General features: G+C 67.6%; 17 protein-coding genes and 1 pseudogene. 14 read left to right on the forward strand and 4 right to left on the reverse strand.

Going from position 1 to position 23,159, the window contains the following annotated elements:
* The first annotated feature begins 213 nt into the window (after positions 1–213).
* Positions 214–1,332, forward strand: a complete 1,119-nt coding sequence (locus tag SAZ01S_RS03345; RefSeq protein WP_084580041.1) for a nucleoside hydrolase — start codon at positions 214–216, stop codon at positions 1,330–1,332.
* On the opposite strand, the gene SAZ01S_RS03350 is transcribed toward SAZ01S_RS03345, so the two are convergent.
* Together SAZ01S_RS03350 and SAZ01S_RS03355 are read right to left on the reverse strand one after the other, a co-directional pair.
* On the reverse strand, positions 1,309–1,833 hold the full coding sequence (locus SAZ01S_RS03350; protein WP_084580043.1) for a phosphoribosyltransferase: 525 nt from the start codon (positions 1,831–1,833) through the stop codon (positions 1,309–1,311). The two genes, SAZ01S_RS03345 and SAZ01S_RS03350, sit on opposite strands and share 24 nt — an antisense overlap.
* 83 nt (positions 1,834–1,916) lie before the next feature.
* Positions 1,917–2,858: a LysR family transcriptional regulator gene (locus SAZ01S_RS03355; protein WP_084580045.1), complete on the reverse strand. Its 942-nt coding sequence runs from the start codon at positions 2,856–2,858 to the stop codon at positions 1,917–1,919.
* Positions 2,859–3,114: 256 nt separating this feature from the next.
* On the opposite strand from SAZ01S_RS03355, the gene SAZ01S_RS03360 reads away from it, so the two are divergent.
* From SAZ01S_RS03360 to SAZ01S_RS03375, 4 genes are all read left to right on the forward strand, one after another.
* Positions 3,115–5,610 carry a TonB-dependent siderophore receptor gene (locus SAZ01S_RS03360; protein WP_084580047.1) on the forward strand — a complete coding sequence of 832 codons (2,496 nt, stop codon included), beginning with the start codon at positions 3,115–3,117 and terminating at the stop codon, positions 5,608–5,610.
* A 162-nt stretch (positions 5,611–5,772) separates the two neighbouring features.
* Positions 5,773–6,795 carry a purine nucleoside permease gene (locus SAZ01S_RS03365; protein ID WP_245824562.1) on the forward strand — a complete coding sequence of 341 codons (1,023 nt, stop codon included), beginning with the start codon at positions 5,773–5,775 and terminating at the stop codon, positions 6,793–6,795.
* A 4-nt stretch (positions 6,796–6,799) separates the two neighbouring features.
* A complete protein-coding gene (locus tag SAZ01S_RS03370) occupies positions 6,800–8,161 on the forward strand; it encodes an 8-oxoguanine deaminase (RefSeq protein WP_084580048.1) in 1,362 nt (453 codons plus the stop codon).
* On the forward strand, positions 8,158–9,552 hold the full coding sequence (locus SAZ01S_RS03375; protein WP_084580050.1) for a nucleobase:cation symporter-2 family protein: 1,395 nt from the start codon (positions 8,158–8,160) through the stop codon (positions 9,550–9,552). The genes SAZ01S_RS03370 and SAZ01S_RS03375 overlap by 4 nt, the downstream gene beginning before the upstream one ends.
* Here SAZ01S_RS03375 and SAZ01S_RS03380 read toward each other — a convergent pair.
* On the reverse strand, positions 9,539–11,053 hold the full coding sequence (locus SAZ01S_RS03380; protein WP_084580052.1) for an adenosine deaminase family protein: 1,515 nt from the start codon (positions 11,051–11,053) through the stop codon (positions 9,539–9,541). The two genes, SAZ01S_RS03375 and SAZ01S_RS03380, sit on opposite strands and share 14 nt — an antisense overlap.
* A 259-nt stretch (positions 11,054–11,312) precedes the next feature.
* Between SAZ01S_RS03380 and SAZ01S_RS03385 the strand changes: the two genes are divergently transcribed.
* From SAZ01S_RS03385 to SAZ01S_RS03425, 8 genes are all read left to right on the forward strand, one after another.
* Positions 11,313–13,736 carry a DUF1592 domain-containing protein gene (locus tag SAZ01S_RS03385; protein ID WP_245824564.1) on the forward strand — a complete coding sequence of 808 codons (2,424 nt, stop codon included), beginning with the start codon at positions 11,313–11,315 and terminating at the stop codon, positions 13,734–13,736.
* Positions 13,733–15,073 (forward strand): DUF1552 domain-containing protein, encoded by a 1,341-nt coding sequence (locus SAZ01S_RS03390; protein WP_084580056.1) that lies wholly within the window; start codon positions 13,733–13,735, stop codon positions 15,071–15,073. Before SAZ01S_RS03385 ends, SAZ01S_RS03390 begins: the two co-directional genes overlap by 4 nt.
* Positions 15,066–16,481, forward strand: coding sequence for an ankyrin repeat domain-containing protein (locus SAZ01S_RS03395; protein ID WP_084580058.1), 1,416 nt, complete (start codon positions 15,066–15,068; stop codon positions 16,479–16,481). The genes SAZ01S_RS03390 and SAZ01S_RS03395 overlap by 8 nt, the downstream gene beginning before the upstream one ends.
* A 12-nt stretch (positions 16,482–16,493) precedes the next feature.
* On the forward strand, positions 16,494–16,958 hold the full coding sequence (locus SAZ01S_RS03400; RefSeq protein ID WP_084580060.1) for a c-type cytochrome: 465 nt from the start codon (positions 16,494–16,496) through the stop codon (positions 16,956–16,958).
* 15 nt (positions 16,959–16,973) lie between these two features.
* Entirely contained in the window at positions 16,974–17,660 is a 687-nt protein-coding gene (locus SAZ01S_RS03405) for a cytochrome b/b6 domain-containing protein (protein ID WP_084580062.1), read from the forward strand.
* A 439-nt stretch (positions 17,661–18,099) separates the two neighbouring features.
* Positions 18,100–18,507, forward strand: a complete 408-nt coding sequence (locus tag SAZ01S_RS03415; RefSeq protein WP_084580064.1) for a DUF2946 family protein — start codon at positions 18,100–18,102, stop codon at positions 18,505–18,507.
* Positions 18,508–18,575: 68 nt separating this feature from the next.
* Complete coding sequence (locus SAZ01S_RS03420; RefSeq protein WP_084580089.1) at positions 18,576–20,927, forward strand: TonB-dependent receptor family protein; 2,352 nt, start codon at positions 18,576–18,578, stop codon at positions 20,925–20,927.
* Positions 20,928–20,938: 11 nt separating this feature from the next.
* Positions 20,939–22,309, forward strand: a complete 1,371-nt coding sequence (locus SAZ01S_RS03425) for a PepSY-associated TM helix domain-containing protein (protein ID WP_084580066.1) — start codon at positions 20,939–20,941, stop codon at positions 22,307–22,309.
* Between the two features lie 38 nt (positions 22,310–22,347).
* Here SAZ01S_RS03425 and SAZ01S_RS23510 read toward each other — a convergent pair.
* Positions 22,348–22,565, reverse strand: a pseudogene (locus SAZ01S_RS23510) (IS3 family transposase); the annotation flags it as partial.
* Between the two features lie 189 nt (positions 22,566–22,754).
* Here SAZ01S_RS23510 and SAZ01S_RS03430 point away from each other — a divergent pair.
* A partial coding sequence (locus tag SAZ01S_RS03430) for a cupin domain-containing protein (protein WP_218018012.1) occupies positions 22,755–23,159 on the forward strand: 405 nt, incomplete at its 3' end.

Raw genomic sequence — 23,159 nt, forward strand, 5'->3', positions numbered from 1 at the left:
TTCGGTGACAGGATCCAGTCGCCTCCCGAGGGCCCGTCATCCCGGCGTAAGCCGGGATCCATTGGGTGCTCCGTCCAGGCTCTTGCTGCAGCCGAAAGGCGTCTGGATCCCGGCTTCCGCCGGGATGACGAACCCAGGGGGAAGGCTCGCGCTTTCATTCGCTCCGGGATACGTCCTGCGAAGCTCTGGCACGCCGCGCTGTTGCGGACGGTGATGCTGTGCGGCCTGGTGCTGCTCGGCGCCGGCGCGGCGCAGGCACAGCCGGCGAAGCGCAAGGTGATCATCGACGACGAGGGCTTCGCGCTGATGCACCTGATGCTGCTGGAGGCGGAAAATGTCGACGTGCTCGGCATCACCACGGTCTCGGGCAATGCCTGGGCCAACCGCGCGACTGCCATGGCGCTGCGCGGGCTGGAGATCGCCGGGCGCACCGACGTGCCGGTGGTGCAGGGCGCGACCTTCCCGCTGGTCAATTCGGAGGCGCTGACCGAACGCTGGGAGGCGCTGTACGGCAAGCTCACCTGGAAGGGCGCGTGGATGCGGGCTTGGGTGGAGCCCACCCAGCAGAGCACGCCGCGCCATTACGGGCCGGACGATCCCGTCGACCTGCCGGGCGGCAATCCCAAGATCCATGCCTCGCCCGAGATCGCCGCCAATTTCCTGATCCGGATGGTGCATCTCCATCCCGGCGAGATCACCATTCTCGCCGCCGGGCCGCTGACCAATCTCGCGCTGGCGCAGCGGCTGGATCCGAACTTCGCCCGGTTGGCCAAGGAACTGGTCTATATGGGCGGCAGTCTCAACCCGCATCAGCTGCTGGACAACCGCTCCGCCGCCGATTTCGCGCGCGAGTTCGTCGATACGCCGCGCCGCGAGTTCAACATGCGCTTCGATCCCGAGGCCGCCAGCATCGTGTCGCACAGCCCCTGGCGGAAGATCACCGTGGTGCCGGTCGATCCCTCGACCGCAACGCAGCTGCGGCGGGACCTGCTTGACCGGCTTGCGAAGGCCGCCAGCCCCGAGGTCGGGCGCTTCATCGCCGGCCTAGAACCGGGCTTTCCGCTGTGGGACGAGATTGCCGCCGGGGTGTGGCTCGATCCCTCGATCGTCACCGCCAGCGATCGCCGCTATGTCGATTACAACACGCAGTTTTCCGCCGGCTATGGCGACATGCTGTCATGGCGCGAGGGCTATCAGCCGGGTCTTGGCGAGCAGCCGGCGACGATCGTCCGCAGCATCGACGTCGCCCGGCTCGAAGGCTGGATGGTGCGCACGATCGGCAACAGTACCGGCCGCGCGCACGCAGGATCAGGCAAGCCGCTCGGGCACTGACAGCGCTTCCTCGACGATCGTGTCGCTCTTGCCCACGGCTTCCCACGGGAAGACGAACCAGCGCTTATCGATCTCGCGGTCGATCGTCTCGGCCCAGTAATCGACCGCGACCTTCGAGCGGGTGTTGCTCAGCACCACCGCGAAGCGGAGGTTCTCCGCCGCGCCGCCATCGTCGGCGAGCAGGCGACGGATATAGTCGATCGTGCCGCCGCTGTCGTTGATGTCGTCGACGAACAGCAGCTTGGTGCCGTCGGCGCTCTTTTCCGCGACCTTGCCGAGCAGCTCGTCGGCGAAACCCGGCACCTTCGACGAATGATCGATCGACAGCATCGGCAGGTTGAGCTGGTGCGAAATGTAGACAGCCGGGACGAGGCCGCCGCGGCCGATGCCGATCACGAAATCGGGCTGCCACCCATCGCCGGCGATCTTTTGCGCGACAGCACGCGCATTTGCGAGGAACTGTTCATAGGCAATATAATGGAGTTCCGGGGTGCTGCTCATCTGCGCGAATCCAAGGTGGCGGAAGGAAGAAGCGGGCGGAGATATGCGCAACCCGTCCGCCGGGCAATTGTGGTGTCCCCGCATCATGCGGGATGTGGATCATCATTGCCGATCGAAGCAGGATAGCCAAGCCGCGAAAAGCCGTTCTCGATCTCGGCCAGCACGATGCCCGCCGCGTAGGACGGGGTGCGGGTGGAAGCGGTGCACAGCGCCAGCGTCATCGGGCGCAGGATCGCATCCGAGATCCGGGTGAACGAGAGCAGGCCGCGCTCCACCTCGGTGACGACGTCGATCGAGGTGAGGATGCCGATGCCGACGCCCTGCAGCACCAGCGACACGATCATCTGGATATTGTCCGACGTCACCGTCTTGTGGAGTTCGATGCCGGTGGTGCCCTCCAGCACCGCGATCTGCTGGCAGACGGCGAGGGGGTCGGCGGGGACGATCAGCGGCGACTGGGCACAGGCGGAAAAGCGCGTCTCGCGCAGGGCGCCGAGCGGATGGCCTGGCGGCGTGAGCAGGCCGAGCACGACGTCGACGAACGCGCGCACGGTGATGCCGCGATAGGATTGGGGCTCGAAGAAGATGCCGAAATCGACCTCGCCGTTCATGATCGCAAGGCGCACCGCATCGTTGTTCAGCACCCGCACGTTGACGGTGATGCCCGGATAGCGTTCGCGAATCGCGCACAGCGCCTGCGGCACATAGCCCTTGGCGAGCGCATCGATCACCGCGATCTCGACATGGCCGCGCTTCAGTCCGCGCAGATCCTCGATCTGGCTGCGCACCTCGGCCATGCTCTTCTGCCAGCGCCCGCCTGCCGCCATCATGATTTCGCCCGCCGCGGTGAGCCGCAGGCCGGAGGGAAGCCGCTCGAACAATGGCATGCCCAGATCCGCCTCGACGTTGAGGATCTGCCGGTCGATCGCCGATGCCGAGACGTTGAGCTCGTCGGCCGCCTTGCGGATCGACCCCAGCCGCCCGACTGCGACGAAATAGCGAAGGAAGCGCGAGAACGCGGGCATCGAATGTGTCCTATTTTTTGCAACGCGGTATCGAATTCATTGCATTTGATAGCACTACGTCAAGCCCCTAGGCTCACGATTGGACCATTGTGAAACACAATTCGCATCCTCCGTTCAGCTCGTACAGCATGCGAAAAAGATAGAAATATTGTGTAATCACAAAGTCTTGTGAGGAACGGGTGAGGATGCGCGAAGGAAAACGGGTCACGGAATGCCGGGGCATTCCGGGAAGGGCCATTATCGGGGGCATGCATCCATGAAACACGTCCATATCGAATATGTATTGCACCGCGGCACGGCGCGAGGTGCGGCCGGTCGTCGTCTGGCGACCGTGATGGCCAGCCTGCTGGCGGCAACGGCGATGACCGGGACCGCCTTTGCGCAGGATGGAGGCACGACGAAGGACAAGTCCGACGATGGCGAGATCGTTGTCACCGGCGCGCTCAACGCGCTGCCGAACAAGGACGTCGGCTCGATCTTCGGCTTCGCCAAGACGCTGGTCGAGACGCCGCGCTCCGCATCGACGGTGAGCAGCGACCAGATCGAGCGCTTCGGCGTCACCAGCATCTACGATCTCGTCTCGCAGGCGCCCGGCACCTTCACCAACTCGTTCTTCGGCGTGGGCGGTGCGCTCGACATTCGCGGTACGCCCGGCGAAGTCTATTTCCGCGGCATGCGGCGCCTCGACAATCCGGGCAACTATCCCACGCCGATCGGCGCTTCGGACCGGATCGACATCGTGCGCGGTCCTTCCTCGCCGATCTATGGCCCGTCCAAGACCGGCGGCTACATGAACTTCGTGCCGAAATCGGCGCGCGTGAAGGACGGCGCGCTGCTCGATCATCCCGAGGGCGAACTGAGCTATACCGGCGGCAGCTGGTCGTACAACGTCATCAAGGGGCAGGTGCGCGGCCCGCTCAAGGTGGGCGCCACCGAATTCGGCTACAGCCTCTATGGCGAGATCGAGGATTCGGGCAGCTATTATCGCAACATGTCGACCCGCAACGTCGTGCTGCAGGCGGCGTTCGACAACCGCATCACCGACAGCCTGCGCGTCGAATTCGGCGGCATGTACCAGAAATATGACGGCCAGCAGAATGGCGGCTGGAACCGCCTGACCCAGGCGCTGGTCGATCACGGCACCTATATCACCGGCGCGGCCAAGCCGCTCGATACCAATGGCGACGGCCAGATCTCGCCGAGCGAATTCACTTCGGTCGGCACCTTCTCGCCGTTCGGCACCTTCGGCTGCCCGGCGGGCACCACCACGCCGGGCGTTTCGCCCACGTCCGCCGCATCGTTCACCAATGCGTGCTTCCAGCAGGCCTATCCCTATCTGGGCCTCACCAATGTCGGCACCACCACGCTCAGCCGCAAGGACGTGCTCACCGGCCCGAACGACTTCCTGAAGAACAAGCAGAAGACCGCATATTTCGACGTTATCTGGGAGGGTCCCGGCGATCTCGAGATCAAGAACCAGTTCTTCTATGACGGCACCGTCAATCACAACAACAATGCCTATGGCTTCTCGCAGTTCCACGATTCCTATGCGATCGAGGACAAGGTGGTTGCGTCGAACACCTTCACCAATTCGCTGGGCAAGTTCTCGCTGCAGTTGTCACCCTCGCTGCGCTACACCAAGTTCCTGCACGGCGATGACTTCAACTTCGAATATTTCCACCGCGTCGATCTGTCGGTGGGCTATACGCCGCTGTCCGATCGGCTGCTGTCGAACGAGTGCGGCTGTGACTATGCCAATTATCTGAAGGGCCATTATACCGACTGGGGCTTCGCCGGGCTGCTCGACGCCGATTTCGCCTTCGGCCTCGATGTGATCCTGGGCGCGCGCTACGACACGGTCGACGTGAAGTCGGTCAACATCCTGGAGAAATTGCGCGTCACCAATGGCGTGCGGCCGACCGGATCGGGCAGCAAGGGCGGCTGGTCGTGGAACGGCAGCGTTTCGTACAAGCTGCCGCTGGGGCTGATCCCCTATTTTACCGCGTCGCGGCAGACCACGGTGATCGCCGGCCAGGGATCGGAAATCGATCCGGTCACGGCAGCCGGCGGCACCTTCCTCACCGCTTCGAAGCTTACCGAAGGCGGCATCAAGGGCAGCTGGCTGGGCGGGCGGCTCTATGCGGCGCTGTCGGTCTACAATCAGGAGCGCACGGACCACAACATCCAGTCGTCGACGGTCAACCAGTCGGTGCAGACGCAAGGGCTCGAGGCCGAGGCGCGCTGGTCGGTGGATCGGCACCTGCTGCTCACCGGCGCCTATACCCGCACCAAGGTGTACAACCTCACCTTCCTGGATGCCGGATCGACCTTCAGTTTCTTCGGCATCGGCGACCTGATCAACGTCACCAATCCGGCGCTGTTCCTGGGCGGCCAGCCGGGTGGCCTGGTGCCGATCCCGAACAAGGAGGCGTCGCGCCGCCAGGGCATCCCGACCAACCTCGTCTCGGGCACGGCGACCTATGCGTTCGACAACGGCATCGCGCTCAGCGGCAGCGTCGTGCATGTCGATTCGGTGTTCTCGGGCCAGTCGCGCGTGGTGCAACTGCCGGCCTATACGCTGGTCGATCTGGGCGCCTCGTACACGACCGGGCCGTTCCTGTTCCGGGTGACGGTGAAGAACGCCACCGACGCGACCTATTATCGCGCCAACTTCACCGAGCTGTTCGGCAGCACCATCGTGCTTCCGGAAAAGCCGCGCAGCTACCAGGCGACCGTTTCGTACAAGTTCTGATGGGAGGACGGCGCCGGGTTGCCCGGCGCCGTCCCGCGATTTTTGGAGGCGAAGCGGCGGTTGCACTGCACCCCGCTCCCTCCCGGTTGGATGTTCGAACCCATGCGTTTTCTTGTTACCCTTTTCGCGGCCTTGCTGGGGCTCCTGCTCGGGAACGCCGCCATGGCGCAGCCTACCACGGCGTGCGCGCCGGGCGCTCCCTGCGCGCATCCGCTGCCGGTGCGCATTGTCATCGTCACCATGTTCGAGATCGGCGCCGACAGCGGCGATGCGCCGGGCGAGTTCCAGTTCTGGAAGGAACGGCGCCATCTTGATATGCGGATCCCGTTCCCGCAGTCGCACCACGATCTCTACTACAACCCCAAGACCAAGATCCTCGGCATGGTCACCGGCATGGGGTCGATCCGCTCGGCGACCGCGACGCTGGCGCTCGGGCTCGACCAGCGGTTCGATCTGCGGCACGCCTATTGGCTGGTGGCGGGCATTGCCGGCATCGATCCGGCCAAGGCCTCGATCGGCTCGGCGGCCTGGGCGCGCTTCCTCGTCGACGGCGATCTCGCGCATGAGATCGACGGGCGCGAAATCCCCAAGGATTGGAGCACCGGCTATTTCGCGCTGCACAGCAAGGGGCCGAACGACCCCGCGCCGCCCACCGGGCAAGGCGAAGTCTACGAGATCAATTCGGGCCTGCGCGACTGGGCCTTCGCGCTCACCAAGGACATGGTGCTGCCCGACGACGCCAAGGTCGCCGCCGAGCGGATGCGCTATACCGAGGACTCGATGGCGCAGCGCCCGCCCTTCGTGCTGAAGGGCGACCAGCTTGCGGCGATGACCTTCTGGCACGGCGCGCTGCTGACGCGCTGGGCGGAGGATTGGGTAAATCGCTGGACCGGCGGCAAGGGCGAGTTCGTCACCTCGGCGATGGAGGAGACCGGCACCTACCAGTCGATCCTGTATCTCGACCGGATCGGCCGGGTCGACCGCAACCGTTTCATGGTTTTGCGCGCGGGCAGCAACTACACCCGGCCGCCGCCCGGCATCGGTGCCGCCGACTATCTGCTGCGCGAGAATGAGGGCTATTCGGGCATGCGGGCGGCGCTGGAGAGCCTGTACGCGGTGGGCTCCAGGGTGGTCGACGAACTCAGCGACCATTGGGACCGCTACGAAAAAACCGTGCCGCGGTGACCGCATGGGCCTGACCGTCGTCGATCATGCGGAAATGCTCGTCTGCATGGACGATGCCCGCCGCGAGATCGCCGATGGCGCGGTGGCGTTCCGCGACGGCGTGATCGAGGCGGTGGGCACCAGCGCGGAGCTCGCCGACCTGCGCACGGCGGCGGATCTGGTGGTGGAGGCGCGCGGCTGCGTGGTGACGCCGGGGCTGGTCAACACCCACCACCATCTGTTCCAGACGCTGACCCGCGCGCTGCCGGGGGCGATCAACACCTCGCTGTTCGGCTGGCTCAAACGGCTCTACCCGATCTGGGGCCAGTATCGGCCGGAGGACGTGTTCGCCGCCACCCAGCTCGGCCTCGCCGAACTGGCGCTGTCGGGCTGCACGATGAGCAGCGATCATCTCTATCTCTATGCCGATGGCGTGCGGCTCGACGATTCGATTGCCGCCGCTGAGGGCATCGGCATTCGCTTCCACGCGACGCGCGGATCGATGAGCGTGGGGGAGAGCGCGGGCGGATTGCCCCCGGACGCGCTCGTCGAGGACGAGGCGGCGATCCTGCGCGACACGATCCGGGTGATCGACCGCTTCCATGATGCGGCCGAGGGCGCGATGGTGCGCGTCGCGGTGGCGCCCTGTTCGCCCTTCTCGGTAAGCGAGGGGCTGATGCGCGATTCCGCGCTGCTCGCGCGCGACAAGGGGGTGATGCTCCACACCCATCTCGCCGAGGATGCCGACGACGTCGCCTATTCGCTCGCGCAGTTCGGGTGTCGCCCCGGCGACTATGCCGAGCGGCTGGGCTGGACCGGGCCCGATGTGTGGCATGCCCACTGCGTTCAGCTCGATGCGCGCGAGATTGCGCTGTTCGCGCGGACCCGCACCGGCGTGGCGCATTGCCCCTGCTCCAACTGCCGGCTTGGTTCCGGCATCGCGCCGCTGCCGGCGATGGTCGCGCACGGGGTGCCGCTGGGCCTCGGCGTGGACGGTTCGGCGTCCAACGACAGCGGCAATCTGCTGCTCGAGGCGCGGCAGGCGATGCTGCTCCAGCGCGTTGTCGGCGGCGCGGCGGTGTTCGATCCGCGGCAGGCGCTGTTTCTCGCGACGCGCGGCGGGGCGGCGGTGCTGGGGCGCGACGAGTGCGGCGTGCTCGCGCCCGGCAAGCGCGCCGATCTCGCCATCTGGGACATGGCCGGGCCGTCGTCGCTCGGCGCCTGGGATCTGGTCGCGGGGCTGGTGCTGGCGCCGCCGCCGCAAGCCCGCGACGTGTTCGTCGATGGCCGCGCGGTGGTGCGCGACGGCGACCTCGTCCAGGCCCGGCGCGAGGACGTGGTGCGTGCCGCACAGGCATCGGTCGCGCGGCTGAAGGAACTGGCATGACAGCGGAGCGGACGATGACACTGGCAACCAGCCGCGGCCCGATGACCGCCGAACAGGCGCGCGACACCGAATATTTCCCCGGCCTCGCGGTCGCAATGCCTTTGGGCATCCAGCATGTGCTGGCGATGTTCGTCAGCAATCTCACCCCGGCGATCATCGTCGCGGGCGCGGCGGGGTTCGGCTTCGGATCGGCCGATCCCGGCCCGATGATCTACCTGATCCAGATGTCGATGCTGTTCGCTGGCGTCGCGACGCTGCTGCAGACGATCGGCATCGGCCCGGTCGGCGCGCGGTTGCCGATCGTGCAGGGCACCAGCTTCGCCTTCCTGCCGGTGATGATCCCGATCGTCGCCGGGCGCGGGGTGGGAGCGATGGCCGAGCTGGCCACCGCCGCGATGATCGGCGGGCTATTCCACACCTGCCTCAGCTTCTTCGTCGGGCGCATCCGCTTCGCGCTGCCGCCGATGGTGACCGGCCTGGTGGTGTTGCTGATCGGCCTGTCGCTGATGCGGATCGGGGTGGTCTATGCCGCCGGCGGCGTCGCCGCGCAGGGCACGGCGGCCTATGGCAGCGGGGCGAGCTGGCTGCTTGCCGGGATCGTGGTGGTGACGACGGTGGCGCTGAGCTTCTTCGGCCGGGGCATCTGGTCGACCGCGGCGGTGCTGCTCGGGCTGCTCGCGGGCTATGCGGCGGCGGCCGCGATGGGGCGCGTCTCGCTCGCGCCGGTGGCGGGCGCGGGCTGGGTGATGGTGCCGTCGCCCTTCCATTTTGGTTTCGCCCTGTCGGCCTCGGCGATCCTCGGCTTCTGCCTGATGGGCTTCATCTCGGCGATCGAATCGATCGGCGACGTTTCGGCGATCTGCGAGGGCACCGCCGGGCGGCGCGCGACCGATCGCGAACTGATCGGCGCGACCTGCGCGGACGGCGTGGGCACCGCGCTGGCGGCGGTGTTCGGGGCGATGCCCAACACCTCGTTCAGCCAGAATGTCGGCCTGATCGCGATTACCGGGATCATGAGCCGCCACATCGTCACGATCGGCGCGTGCTTCCTCGTGCTGTGCGGGCTGGTGCCGAAGGTGGGGGCGCTGGTGACGACGATCCCGATCGAGGTGCTGGGCGGCGGGGTGATCGTGATGTTCGGCATGGTTGCCGCCGCGGCGATCTCGATCCTTTCCGACGTCGAGTGGAGCCAGCGCAACATGCTGATCTTCGGGCTGGCGCTTTCGGCGAGCATCGGGCTGGAGCTGGAGCCGCAGGCGGTGGGCCATTTGCCCGAAACGCTGCGGATCATGCTGACCTCGGGCGTGCTGCCCGCCGCGCTGATCGCGGTGGTGCTCAACCTTGTCGTGCCGGGCCGCAGCGCCGGTGCGCTGGCGGTCAGCGCGGGATAGCTTCGAACGCCGTGAGTTCGCGCTCCAGCCGCAGCTGCTGGGTGGCGCGGACGCTGCCGGCGAGGAACGCCGTGCAGGCGGGTGCCGCGATCACCTGGCACGCCGCCACCCGCGCGCCACCGACGCGGTCGCGCCACAAGCTGGCGCCGGGGAGGAAGCTGTACTCGATCCCATTGCGGACGATCTGCTTGAGATCGCGGTAGCGCAGCCCCTGTTCGGTCACCGCGCGCAGATATTCGTTGGTCATGTCGCTGCGCGAGACGCCCTCGTCGTCGGTCGACAGCACCACCGGCACGCCCGCCTCGCGGTAGAGCGACAGCGGGTGCGCGGTGCCCTTCACGCCCAGGATCACCGCATTGCTGGTGAGGTTGATCTCCACCGCCACCTTCTCCCGGGCCATGCGGTGGAGCAGTGCGGGCGCATCCGTCTCATAGCTGATGTCCACGCCATGGCCGATCCGCCGCGCACCGGCGACCGCCACTGCATCGTGGATGTGGAATGCCAAGTCGCGGGGCGGGACCAAGCCGAGGGTGAGTTCGCCGGCATGGAGCGACAGCCGCACCGCCGGATAGCGCGCCTTGAGGAAGGCGAGCATCCGCATGTGCAGCGCATAATCGCGGACGGCGATCGGATCATGTTCGGGTGCGGCGATGTTGACGCCAACGAAGCGGGGGTCGGCCTGGGCCAGCGCGAAGCCCAGCGCCAGTTCGGCGAACACCTGTCGCGGCGCCAGCGTGCGGATCGCGGTGTAGAGATAGCGCATCTCCACGCCGCAGGCCGGGGCAGGGGAGGCGCCGCTACAGCCGTCGATCATGGCGGCGTCGCGCTCGAACGCGTCATAATCGGCGCGGGTGGCAGCCACTGCCTGGGGAAGCAGCGGTTCCAGCTTCGCCAGCATCCCGGCGAAATCATCGGCATCGCCCTCACCGACCTGCGAGACCAGCGCCATCGCCGCGCGCGCGCCCGTGCTGAGCTCGACATAGCCGACATGGTCCGCCGCCGCCTGTTCGCGGGTCAGCGCGAACGTCCTCCCGGCATTGCCGCGGCTTGCGGGGCCAAAGGCGTCGAAGGTCGCGAAGAAGCGATCATAGCCCGACATGCGCGGGTCGCCGACGCCGCTCTCGAAACCGCGCGTCGAAATCGCGTCGATCATCCGGCTGTAGCGCGGGTAATTGCGCTCTAGCCCGGCGGCGGGGATGCGATTGGGGGCGTCGCAGGGCGGATCGACGATCCGATCGGTATCGGTGGCGATGCACAGGCCGGCTTCGCCCGCCCAGCGCAGGAAATCCTCGGCATAGATCGATCCGCCGCCATGATTGTGCAGATCGCCGCCCTTGGGCATCGCCTGGAGAAAGATGCGCAGCCGCGGCGGGCTGGCGGCGATGCGATCGAGATAGGCCGCGGTACGTGCCTCGGGCGAAAGCGGCTTGGTCGCCTGGGCCGATGCAGCCGCCGGCGCGATTCCCAGCAGCACTGCCGCACCCATTGCCCAAACCCGCATCGTCGATCCCCCATCTGCCCACCCCGGGCGCCGTGGGAGACATCGCGGGCTGGCGGTGGAAAGCAACCGCAATGATCCGCACGATATGTTGCAAAAATGCGCGCGAGCCCGGGTCTGCGGGTGCGCACATTTTTCGAGCACCTCGTGCCGTAAACGGCACTGGACGCGCACGCCCCGCCAGATCAATCCCTGCAACATCTTCCGATTTGGACCAATGCATGGCCTTCCACGACCTCCCCCTTTGCCGTGGCCCGCTGCCGTGAGCGGGGTGGTGCGCCTTGGCTGGGGCGCCCTGGCGGCGAGCACGGCGCTTGCAGCGGGCGTGATCGTCGCGCGGGCGAACGGCATGGGCCCGCAGGCGCAGCAGGCGGCGGAGCACGCCCGCGCCGCGACCGATCTGCTCGGCCAATATTGTTCGCGCTGCCATAATGACGACGACAAGGTCGGCCGCTTCTCGATCGATGCGCTGCGCGGCGACGATGTGCTGATCGGCAAGCATGCCGACGAATGGGAGAAGGTGCTCCGCCGCACCAGCCTTGGCGAGATGCCGCCGCTGAACAAGCCGCAGCCCGATCCGGCGGCGCGCGCGGCATTCGTCCATTGGCTGCAAGGCGCGCTCGACGGCTATGCGGCGGCGCATCCCGATCCGGGCCGGGCGACGCTCCGCCGGCTCAACCGCGTCGAATATGCCAATGCGGTGCGCGATCTGCTGGCGCTCCAGGTCGATGTCAGTCGCGAACTGCCGCAGGACAATTCGGGCTATGGCTTCGACAATATCGCCGATGTGCTGAGCGTCTCGCCGACGCTGATGGAACGCTATGTCGCGGTCTCGGGCAAGGTGGCGCGGCTCGCCACCGGGCTGGGCTCGGCGCGACCGTTCGTGACGTCGTTCGAGCTGCCCAAGGACGGCTCGATCATGAACAGCGGCCGCCCGGCCTATAACGAGCGCGCTGGCGACGACCTGCCGCTGGGATCGCGCGGCGGCGGGATATTCTCCTATTACGCCCGCCATGACGGCAGCTATGTGATCAGCGGCTGGCTCAATGCCAACACCAACAACGAAACCGATCGGCTGAAGGAAGACAAGGTCAGCGTGCGTGTGCCGCTCAAGGCGGGCGCGCACCGGATCGGGATGACTTTCCACCGGCAACTTGCGCCCGACGAGACCGTGCAGACGCTGCGCAACGACCTCGACAAGGTACCGCTGCCGGTCGATCCGCCGAAGATGCTGTCGCTCGACATCCTTGTCGACGGCAAGCGCGTGCAGCAGATCCGCGTGCCTTCCTACCGGATGTCGCCGCGTTACTCGCAGCAGAATTTCCCGCGCGACGTGCTCCAGATTGACGTCGAGGGGCCGTTCGACGCGAAGGGCGGGGGCGATACGCCCAGCCGCGCGCGCATCTTCCTGTGCCGGCCGAAACGGGCGTCAGCAGAAGCAGCCTGCGCGCGGACCATCCTCACCGCGCTCGTCCACCGCGCCTATCGCCGCCCGGTCACCGAGGCGGACCTGGCGCCGCTGCTGCGCATCTATGCGGGCGAACGCGCGGCGAGCGACTTCGAGCACGGTATCGAAGCCGCGCTGGAGGCGATCCTCGTCTCGCCGCATTTCCTGTTCCTGGTCGAGCAGGACCCCGCCGGCAGCGCGCCGGGCAGCGTCCATCCGGTGAGCGACCTCGAACTGGCATCGCGCCTGTCCTTCTTCCTGTGGAGCAGCATCCCCGACGACACGCTGCTCGCCGTGGCCGAGCGGGGCGAGCTGAAGCGGCCGGGCGTGCTCGATGCGCAGGTCGCGCGCATGCTCGCCGATCCCAAGTCGGAGGCGCTGACCCGCAATTTCGCCGGCCAGTGGCTCTATCTGCGCAACCTCGACCAGCAGCGCCCAGACATCACGATCTTCCCCGATTTCGACGCACGGCTGCGCGCGGCGATGGCGCGCGAGACCGAGATGCTGTTCAGCCACGTGCTGCACACCAACCGCAGCGTGCTGGATTTCATCGCGGCGGACTATACCTTCCTCAACCAGCGGCTGGCCGAACATTATGGCATCGCCGGCGTGCGCGGCACGGCGTTCCGGCAGGTGCGGCTCGATCCGGCCTGGCATCGCGGTGGGCTGCTCGGGCAGGCGAGCATCCTCACGGTCACCTCCTATGGCAACCACACCTCGGTGGTGAAGCGCGGCAAGTGGATCCTCGACAATCTGCTCGCCGCGCCGCCGCCGGCGCCGCCGCCCGACGTGCCCGCGCTGCAGGCGGTGCATAACGGCCGCCTGCTCACCGCGCGCGAGCAGCTGGAGCTGCACCGCGCCAATCCGGTCTGCGCCTCCTGCCATGTGAAGATGGACCCGCTGGGCTTCGCGCTCGAGAATTTCGATGCGGTGGGCGCCTATCGGACCACGGATGTCGGCCAGACCATCGATGCCTCGGCGGTGCTGCCCGACGGCACCCGCTTTGCCGGGATCGACGGGCTCCAGCAGATCCTGCTGGCGCGCAAGGACGAGTTCACCGGTGCCTTCACCCAGCGCCTGCTCACCTATGCGCTCGGCCGCGGGCTAGGCGGGCAGGACATGCCGACGGTCCGCAAGGTTGCGCGGACGGCGGCGGCCGACGGCTACCGCATTCAGACGATCGTCCGGGGCATCGTGACCAGCGACCCCTTCCTCCTGCGAAAGACCCCTGCGCGATGAGGATCCTTCGAACGCCGCTCAGCCGCCGCACCCTGCTCCGCGGCGCCGGCACGACGGTGGCGCTGCCGTTCCTGGAGGCGATGATGCCCTCCGCCCGGGCGGCGGACGTGGCGGCGCGGCCCAAACGACTGCAGATCTTCTACACGCCCAACGGCATGATGATGGAGCAGTTTCGCCCCTCGGCGTCGGCCCAGGGCTTCGCGCTGCCGCCCACGCTGGAGCCGCTTGCCGCGCACCGGCAACGGCTTGCCGTCATCAGCGGGCTCGGCCATCCGAGCGCGGCGGCGATGGGCGATCGCCCCGCCGGGCATGGGCGTTCGTGCCCTGCCTTCCTCACCGGCACGCATGTGCGGCAGACCGAAGGGACGGACATCCGCTGCAACGTCTCGGTCGATCAGGTCTATGCCCGGCATCTCGGCGACGCCACCCAGCTCCCGTCGCTGGAGCTGGGCATCGACCAGGCGAGCCTGCTCGGCAGCTGCGACATCGGCTATAGCTGCGCCTATACCAACGGCATTTCGTGGCTGAGCCCCACCGTGCCGCTGCCGGTGGCGGCCAATCCGCGCGAGGTGTTCGAGCGGCTGTTCGGCGACGGCGATGCGCTCGATGCCGGCAGCCGCCTCGCCCAGGCGCGGCGCCAGACGAGCATCCTCGATTTCGTCCGCGACGATACCGTGCGGCTCGCCGGCCAGCTCGGCGCCGAGGACAGGCACAAGCTCGACGAATATCTGGAAGCCACCCGCGACATCGAGCGCCGCATCCAGAAGGCGGGCAGCGCGCCGGCGGGCGATCCGCGCGGGGCCATCGAGCGGCCGGCGGGCATTCCCGACACGTTCGACCAGCATGTCCGGCTGATGATCGACCTGCAGGTGCTGGCCATGCAGGCCGACATCACCCGCGTCGGCAGCTTCATGATCGGCCGTGAGATCAGCAACCGCACCTATCCCGAGATCGGCGTGCCGGATTCACACCACATGCTCAGCCACCATGGCGACAATCCGGAGAAGAAGGCCAAGCTCGCCCGGATCAACCGCTACCATATGGAATATTTCGCCTATTATCTCGATCGGATGGCGGCGGTGAAGGACGGGGAGGGGAGCCTGCTCGATCGCACGATCGTGCTGCGCGGATCGGCGTTCGGCGATCCCAACGTCCATGATCACATGGACCTGCCCGTGATCGTCGCCGGCGGGCTGGTGCAGGGCGATACCCATGTCCGCGTCGAGGCGGGGACAACAATGTCGAACCTGCTGCTCGCCGCGCTGCAGGCGCTCGACGTGCCGGCGACCGGCTTCGGCGACAGCGCGGGCACGCTGCCGGGCGTCTTCCGTGCCTGAGCGCTGGCTGCGCGTCTTCGCCGTCGCCGGGGTTGCGCTGGGTTGCGTGCTGGCGCCGGCGCATGCGTCCGATGGCGGTGGTCTGGCCGAGGCGATCCGTGCCAACGACGTCGCCGCTCTGGAAGCTGCACTGGCAGGGCACGCCGACGTGAATGCCCGGCTCGATTTCGGGGCGACGCCGCTCGCCTTGGCAGTGAACACGCAGAACCCGGCTTTGGTCTCGGCCCTGCTGGCGAAGGGGGCCAATCCCAGCCTTGCCGATGCCGATGGCGTCACGCCGCTCGCCCTCGGCTGCGAACTGGGCGGCGCGGAGATCGTATCGCGGCTGCTCGACGCGCATGCCGATATCCGCGCGGCCGCGCCCGACGGCACGACGCCGCTACACCTCTGCGCCCGCTATGGCCCCGCCGGGGCGGTGGCGCGGATGCTGGCGGCGGGACTCAAGCCGGATCGCGTCGACGCGCGCGGCCAGACCCCGTTGATGTGGGCCGCCGCTGCCGGCCGCACCGAGGCGATGGCGCTGCTCCTCAAGGCAGGGGCGGACGTCAACCGCGTCACGCCGGGCGGCTTCACGCCGCTGTTCTTCGCGATCAAGAGCGGCCGGGCCGCGGCGACCACGATGTTGCTCGACGCGGGCGCCGATGCCGCGCATCGCGGGCCCGAGCATAGCAGCGCGCTGCAGCTCGCGCTGTACCAGCACAACCTCGCTGCCGCCGCGCTGCTCGCGGCGCGCGGTGCCGATCTCGCCGAACGCGATCGCAATGGCGACCAGCCGCTCCACCTTGCCGCCGCGGCCGGAGACGCCACGTTGGTCCGGCTGTTGCTGCAGAAGGGTGCCGACCCGAACGCCCTGACCGGGCCGTCGCGCATCACCTGGGTGACCGAAGCCAATTTCGGCCGCGCGCCGCCGCCGGTGCCGCCCACGCCGCCGCTGCTCGTCGCGGCGCAGAATGGCCGTACGGAAGCGATGCAATTGCTGCTGGCGGCGGGCGCCAACCCGCGCTTCGTCGCTGCCGACGGCACCAATATCGTCCTGGCCGCCGCCAGGGGCGGGAGCGATGCGGCGCTCGTGCTGGCATTGACGCTTGCTCCCGACGCGAATGTCGCGGATGCTGGCGGGGCGACGGCGTTGCATCTGCTCGTCTCGGGCGGCATGCACCCGGCGTTCGTCGCGATGCTGCAAACGCTGGCGCGCCACGGTGCGCGCTGGGACATCCCCAATGCCGCCGGCTATACTGCCGGCGCGGTGGCGGTGAACGGGCTGACGGAGGTGAAGATGGCGTTTCTCTCGGTCTATCCCGAAGCTGCCGCCGCGACGCTGCCCGCGTCGCGCGAAGCGCCGCCCAAGCCGCCCGTGTCCGCGGGTGCGCCGGTCTCTGGTGCTGCCCGATCCACTCCAACGAACTGAGGCCTATCGCTGATGACCAAGATCAAGATTCTCTGTGCGGTGTCCTGCGTGGCGCTGCTGGCCGCGGCTTCGGCACCGGCGGCCGGGCCTTCCGCGGATAGCGTCGTTGCGGCGCGCAAGGCCGGTTTCAAGAAGATCGGCGGCGCGATGAAGGCGATCCGCGACCAACTCGCCAGCGGTGGCACGAACAAGCCGGTCATGGTGAGCGCCGCCCAGACCATGGCGGCGACCGCGCGCGAACAGGCGAAGCTGTTCCCCGCCGGCACCGGCCCGGGCGCCGGCGTGAAGACCGATGCGCTTCCCGCGATCTGGAGCGATCGTGCCACCTTCGATGCAGCGATGAACCGACTGATCGCCGAATCGACGAAGCTCGCCACGGTCGCGGGCAGCGGCGACAGCGCGGCGATCACGGCCCAGCTGAAGGCAACCGGTGCCACCTGCGCGGCCTGCCACAAGCAATTCCGCGCCGATAACTGAGGCGAGCGCGCGGAAATGGCTCGCTATCGGCCGGCGCAGGGGGAAACGGCGCGCGTACAGGTCTGGGACCTTCCCATCCGGCTGTTCCACTGGACGCTCGTCGTGCTGCTCGCCTTTTCCTGGTGGAGCGGCGAGCAGCACGACATGGAGCGCCATCGCCTCTCGGGCTATGCGATCCTGGCGCTGGTGGTGTTTCGCGTGCTCTGGGGCTTTGTCGGCGGGCGCACGGCGCGGTTCGCCCATTTTGTCCGCGGGCCGCGTGCGGCACTGGCGTATGTCCGAAGCATGCGCGGCGCGCGCGGACCGTCGGCGCCGGGGCACAACCCGATCGGCGGCTGGAGCGTGCTCCTCATGCTCGCCCTGGTGGCCGGCATGGTCGGCGCGGGCGTGTTCGCGGTCGACGTGGACGGGCTCGAATCGGGGCCGCTCGCCGACTTTGTGAGCTTCGAGCAGGGGCGGGCCGCCGCTTCGGTACATCATTTCCTGTTCAACCTGCTGCTCGCCGCGATTGCCCTGCACGTCGCGGCCATCGCCTTTTACCGCCTGTGGCTGCGTTATGACCTGGTTTCGCCGATGCTCCATGGTCGCAGCGACAGGCATCGCGACGAGGGACCGCTGGGTGCGGCATGGTGGAAAGCGGTGTTGGCCTTGGCCATGGCGGTTGCGTGTGCGACTGCCGTCGCGCGGGGCTTTCGCTTCTAGAGGTGGTTGGTCGCCGCATGTGATGGAGTCGGTTTATCGCCATTGCAGCGGAAGGCGCCATGGGCCGGATTCTTCACGGCAGCACCAAGACCACGCACGCCATCCGAAGCGCGCTGCAGCGATCGCGAGTCTCGTAAAGCGGTGGCGATTTCCCGCGCGCTCATCCCCCGCGCGTACATCGACACGGCATGCCGGGAGAATGATCCCCCGGATCCTTCTCCGATCCGGCCCGCTGTCGTCGAAGCCGCGAAACCGGCCGCTGCTCTTCGTCGATCCGCTGCGGGTCGAAGCTCGACTGGCGGTCCCGCGGTGCCATTTTCTGGATTGTCGTGAAAGAAGCGGCGCCGTGCTCACCGCCCGCCCGGAAGCGTGCTTCGTACCCAACCAACTCACCCCTGCAGACATCGACAGGACGCAGCAGGCAGGCTAATCACGCGTCGTGACCGCGCTTCGCCGCCTCTTGTTCCAGAACCGATGGCTGTCCGGCGCCTTGATCGCCGCTGCATTGGTGATGAAGGCGCTGTTGCCGGCCGGGTTCATGCCGATGGCGTCCGGCGGCACGGTGGTGCTCGGCTTCTGCTCCGGCTACGGTCCGAAGACGATGGCGGTGACGATCCCCGCGCGCGAGGACGGTTCCGGCTCCGGCGGCCAGGAGCACGACAAGCACGAAATGCCCTGCGCCTTTGCCGGACTTGCGATGCCGGGGCTGGCGGCGGTCGACCCGTTGCTGCTGGTGCTGGCGATCGCCTTTCTGCTCGAGCGCGGCCTCCGTACCGTGCTCGCCATTCCGTTGGTCCAACGCGTTTATTTGCGGCCGCCGCTGCGAGGACCGCCGCTTCCCGCCTGACTCCGTCGTTCAACTTTCGTGCGAGCTGCGCCCGGCGCGGACTCGTGCGCTCGGATCGGGAAGATTTCATGTACAACTACCTGTTTTCGGCGGCCGTGTCGGCCGTCCTTTGCGCATCCGCGGCTTCCGCGCAGACCGCCGACGATGCGGTGCGACGCGCCGAACTGCTCCGCCAACGCGCCGCAATCGACGCCGAGCTCGCCAAGATGGATGCGGCCGCCCCCGTGCCAGCGGCCCAGCCGGCGCCCGCGACCGGCGTTGCGATGGGCGAGGATATCCTTGTCACCAGCAAGGCCTTGTCGCTCACCACCCGCGTCACCGGCCAGACCGTCACCACCGTCGATGCCAGCGCGTTCCGCAACACGCCGGCGACCACCATCGCCGATATCGTGCGGCTCTCGCCGGGCATCGCGGTCACCCAGGGCAACGGCCCGCGCGACGTGAGCGTTTCGGTGCGCGGCTCCAATGCGCGCAATTCTTTCGGCGCGCGCAACCTGCAGGTGTTCGAGGATGACTTTCCCGTCACCCAGCCCGACGGGCTCGCCCGGTTCGACCTCACCGATCCCCATGCGTACGGCGCGGTGGACGTGGTGCGTGGGCCGTCCTCGGCGCGTTACGGCAATTATGCGCTGGGCGGCGCGGTCAACTTCCGCACCCGCGCCGGCCGCGACATCCACGGGGTCGAAGCCGGGATCGACGGCGGCGGCGACGGGTTCGTCAATCTCTATGCGACGATCGGGCAGGGCAACGCCGGGCACGATATCGCGGTGTTCGGCAGCTATGTCCGCGGTGACGGCGCGACCGGCCATACCGGCTATGAGACCGGCACGCTCAACGCGCTTGCCCGGTTCGAGCTGGGCGCGCGCGACCGCGTCGCGGTGAAGCTGATCTACAACGAGGGCGACTTCCGCCTGTCGACGCGGCTCTCCTACAACCAGTATCGCACCAATCCCTATCAGCAGGGCTGTGAGGTGGCCGCCACGGCGGCGGCGGGCTGCGGCACCATCTCGGTGCTCGTCAACGGCGTCAACGGCGCCCGCATCGCCCAGACCGCGGCCGAGGGCGATCTCGCGCGGAACGATCGCCGGACGATCGTCGGCACCCGCTACGAGCATGAGCTGGGGCCGAATACCACTTGGCGCACCCAGGCGACTTTCGACAGCCGCGTCGTCAACCAGCCGACCAGCGCGACGCCGTTCAAGGGCACGCTCGACAGCTACAACCTCACCTCGGACATCACCGATCATGGCCGCATCGCGGGCATGGCGGCGACGAGCTTTGTCGGGGTGTTCTACAACTACCTCGACAACCAGAGCTACAGCTTCAACAAAACCCCCGCCGGCCGCAACGGCTTCGGTGCACTGACCCAGACCGTGTTCGGGGATGTCCGCAACCTGGGGGTCCGCGCCCGCGAGGAGCTGCAGCTGACCGAGCGGCTGCAATTCATCGCCGGCATCGGCGCAGAACGCTCGATCCTCAACGTTCGCCAGACCGCCTATAGCTATCCGGTCGGCACCAACCCGGTGCTCAGCCTGATTCCTGCCGAACGCCACTTCACCAATGTCGCGCCTGAGGCTGCCCTGTTCTGGCAGGCGCTGGCAGCGGTGCGGCTGCACGCGCGCGTGGGGACCGGCTATGGCATCCCGCAGGCGGGCAACCTGTTCGTCACGTCCGCTGGCGTGCCGGGCAACAATGCGAGCCTCAAGGCCCAGCGGAACACCGGGGTCGATCTCGGCGCCGAGGTGGCGATCGGCACCCACGTCACGGCCGAGGTCACCGGCTATTATGAGTGGTTTACCAACGAATTGGTCAGCCAGTCCGCCGGCGTGAACCTGCTCGCCTATACTTCCAATGTGCCGCATTCGGTGCATCGCGGCATCGAACTGGGGCTTGGCTGGCGGCCGCTGGCTGGCGTGAAGCTCGACGCAAGCTACAGCTATAACGACCAATATTATACCGATTTCCGCGAGCGGCTGACCGCGGGCAGCATCTCGCAAGTGCTCGATCGCGACGGCAAGGCGATCCCCGGCGTGATCCCCAATTTCGTCAATCTGCGCGCGGGCTATGATCAGCCCGGCGGGCCGCTCGCCGGTCTGGGCGGGTTCGCCGAGCTTACCTATCGCGACCGCTTCTTCGCCGATAACAGCAACCTGCTCGCCATGCCCTCGGCGACGCTGGTCAACCTCAACCTCCATTATGATCCGCCGCGCGGGCATGGGCCGCTCTCGCGCTACAGCTTCTATGCCTCGGTGCAGAACCTGTTCGACGTGACCTATGTCGGCTCGGCGGCGGGAATCGCCAACAGCCTGAATGCGACCACCGGCGCGGAGAACCCGGCGTCGGTGCTCGCCAACACGACCGGCGCGATCTACGCCGGACAGCCCCGCACGGTCTATGCCGGCGTCAAGGCGCGGTTCTGAGGAGGAACGCCATGCAGCTCGTCCATCGCCGCTGGCCCGGCACCGCCACCGTCTGGCGCTGGCATTTCTATGCCGGCCTGTTCTGCGTGCCGTTCGTCCTGTGGCTTGCGCTCACCGGCGCGATCTACCTGTTCCGCCCGCAGGTGGAGGCGCTGATCGACGCGCCCTATGCCCAGCTTGCCCTCCAGGGTCCGCGCGCTTCGGCGGCGGACCAGGTTGCCGCGGCGGTTCGCGCCGTGCCCGGATCGGTGCTGCACCGCTATCAGCTGCCGGCGACCGGCCACGAGGCGGTGCAGATCATCGTCGGCAAGGGCACGCAGGAGACGCGCGTCTATATCCACCCGCAGACGCTCGCCGTGCTCAAGACCGTCGACGAGGATCAGCGGCTGATGCGAATCGTGTTCCGGCTGCACGGCGAATTGCTGGCAGGCAGCACGGGATCCTATCTGGTCGAACTGGCGGCCTCCTGGACGATCGTGATGCTGCTGTCGGGCCTGTTCCTGTGGTGGCCCCGCCGCGGCGGGCTGGCCGGCGTGATCTATCCGCGGCTGCGCGGCGGCGGGCGGCGCTTCTGGCGCGACCTGCATGCCGTGACCGGCTTCTGGGTCTCGGCCTTCGCGCTGTTCCTGCTCGTCTCGGGGCTGCCCTGGGCGAAGAGCTGGGGCGGTTATCTGAAGGCCGTGCGGGGTGTCGTGGAGGGGCATCCGGTGAAGCAGGACTGGACCACCGGCCGCGCCGACGAACTGCGGCAGCGTGCCGCCGCGGATGCGGGCACGCGCGCGATGATGGGCGAACATGCCGAGCATCACGGCATGGCGATGGTGCATCCCGCCGTTTCCTATGTCCCGCTAGACCGGCTGATCGCGACGCTCGGGCCGCTGCGACTGGCGACCCCAGTGCTGGTCGCGCCGCCGACCGGTCCCGGCCAGCCCTGGACCGCCAAGTCGGACGCGGCGAATCGGCCGTTGCGCACCGACCTGACGCTCGACGGCGAGACCGGGCGGATTCTCTCGCGCAAGGACTTCGCCCAGCGGCGGCTGGTCGACCGGCTGGTCGGCTACGGCGTCGCGGTGCATGAGGGGCAGGCGTTCGGCTGGCTCAACCAGCTGCTCAACCTGCTGACTGCGCTCGGCCTGATCCTGCTGGCGATCAGCAGCGTGGTGCTGTGGTGGCGGCGGCGTCCGCAAGGCGTGCTGGGCGCCCCCCGGGGCGGCCCCGCCGCACCGGCAGCACTGGCGTTCTTCGCGCTGGTCATCGTGCTGGGCGTGCTGCTGCCGCTAATGGGGATCAGCCTGGTGCTGGTGCTGGCGGTGGAGCGGCTGGTGCTGGTGCATCTGCCGGGCGCGCGGCGCTGGCTCGGCCTGCGGCCCGTCGCGGCGTGATTCGGTGCGCCACGGGGGCTGCCGCCTCCCCTAGGGTTCTAGACGCCTTCCGCCTGCAAAAGCTGCTGCCGTTCGAGTGCGCTGGGCGACAGCATCCCGTTCATGACCTGCTTGCGCACCGGGTTGTAGAACATCTCGATGTACTCGAACACGTCCAGTCGGCGCGGGTTTTGTACGTTCGGCGCGGGACGCGTTCGCGCTTGAGCGAGGAGAAGAAGTTCTCGGCGACGGCGTTGTCATGGCAGTTGCCGCGACGCATGGATTGGTCATGCGGAGTCGCTTGGCGTCGCAAGGCCCCGCCTGCCGCGGACATGGTCGTGCCCATCATGCGCAACGGCGCGGTGATACGGGTCACCGACCGAGCAGTATCCAGCCACTGCCAAAATCGTCCAGCGCACATCTTCCGCCGATTGTCCTTTCATGCTGTCGGCGCGAAAGTATCGACATGAGCGCACATTTCGAATCGCCGCGGATCAGTCGCTATCCGGCGCGCTCCTCGATGACGGAACATGTGCACGACGAGCCCAGCCTCTGCATTCTGATTTCCGGCGCCTATGAGGAAAACATCCGCGGACGGCGCGACGTCTATTTGGCCGGAAATCTGTCTTTTTGTCCGGCCCATGAGCCGCATTCGCAATCTATAGGTCAAAGCGGCGCTGCGAAGCTGCTGCTGAATCCCACACGCTCCGGCCTGGAATTGCTTTCCGCCCATGCCCAACTCGCCGATGCGCCGGCGATCCGTACCGAGGCGGTCGCGACGATCGGTCGCCGGATGGTGGCTGAGATGTCGATCGATGACCCGTTCTCGGCAATCGCGATCGAGGGACTCGGCTGCGAATTGGTGGCGATC

Origin of the sequence: Sphingomonas azotifigens NBRC 15497, assembly GCF_002091475.1 — a bacterium.
In the GTDB taxonomy this organism is placed as follows: domain Bacteria; phylum Pseudomonadota; class Alphaproteobacteria; order Sphingomonadales; family Sphingomonadaceae; genus Sphingomonas; species Sphingomonas azotifigens.